This is a genomic window from Moorena sp. SIO3I6, assembly GCF_010672095.1.
On record NZ_JAAHHU010001555.1, the window covers coordinates 1 to 1,166 of the forward strand.

Consider the following 1,166-nt stretch of genomic DNA (forward strand, 5'->3'; position numbering starts at 1 on the left):
CAATCAAATGATAGTTGAAGTTCAAGTCGCCGTGCCTTACCCAGAGCAAGTCCGGGAAGATGAAGTACTGGCTGTACTCCCTTTTGGTCAGAAAACTCTATCCCTTGAGTCCGGTGGAATGGTGGTTCAAGGCAGGGCGATTCCAGAACTTAATGATAAAAATGATGAGATGCTGATTGCTGTTGCAGCCATTACTGTTTTGGTGGATAGTGATTAGCTAAGCTATCAGCTTAAGCGCTACGCGCACGCTACGCGAACAGCTATCAGCATTCAGCTATAGCGTTTTCAAACGAGTTGTAAAATCAGAGATTGTCGAAAAAGGCAATAGGCATGCTAGCAATAGGCAATAGGGGCAAGAGCTCCATCGTTTTTTAATAAAATCAAATAAGACCTTCTCAGTTTACATCTCAAATGAAAATGCTATAGCGTTTCTAGGACTCATGAGGTACAGTTTTCTTTGACGTTGATTCCCTTTGAGGTGCGCTCTTACCATTAAGAATTAAATTCGCGCTTATTGTCGCACCTCTTAATGCAGCGCATCCCTATTCCCTCTTATCTCTTCCCTGTTCCCTGTTCCCTGTTCCCTATTCCCTATTCCCTATTCCCTATTCCCTATTCCCTATTCCCTATTCCCTATTCCCTATTCCCTATTCCCTATTCCCTATTCCCTATTCCCTGTTCCCTATTCCCTTTTAGATTTCACCGAATTTAAACCCAGAATATTTTTCTATTTTCAGCTAATTAAAGATTTGATTAATCTAGTATTTTATTTGATAGATATTAGTACGTTTTACTAAACTAGTTTTAGAACTAGCTCAGTAAAATACCTTAGGGTGATCGCTTAATTAATTTTGTTTGTGGAATTTCATAGTGAGCTAGTCAATACCTTGAATACAGGAATTAATTTCCTAGAAACAATACCAGGAGAAATATATGGCAACTTTCACGGTTACCACCTTAGATGATGAAAATAATGGCATTGGTACGGGTGGTGTTTCTCTGCGAGAAGCCATTGAGGCAGCCAATAATACCCCAGGGGACGATATAATTATCTTTGATCCCAACCTCACTGGAACAATTGCCCTTACTAATGGGGCACTGGAGATTATGAGTAATCTGAGCATCGAAGGTAATGGTGATATCACTGTAGATGCTAACAATCAATC

Annotated in this window: 3 protein-coding genes; all 3 read left to right on the top strand. The window is 40.1% G+C overall.

Annotation, left to right across the window (positions count from 1 at the left end):
• A partial coding sequence (locus F6K49_RS51150; RefSeq protein ID WP_293110589.1) for a Lin0512 family protein occupies positions 1-217 on the top strand: 217 nt, incomplete at its 5' end.
• Positions 218-529: 312 nt separating this feature from the next.
• Entirely contained in the window at positions 530-712 is a 183-nt protein-coding gene (locus F6K49_RS51155; RefSeq protein ID WP_293110591.1) for a hypothetical protein, read from the top strand.
• A 221-nt stretch (positions 713-933) separates the two neighbouring features.
• Positions 934-1,166, top strand: a 233-nt coding sequence (locus F6K49_RS51160) for a hypothetical protein (RefSeq protein ID WP_293110593.1), incomplete at its 3' end; no start/stop codon positions are given.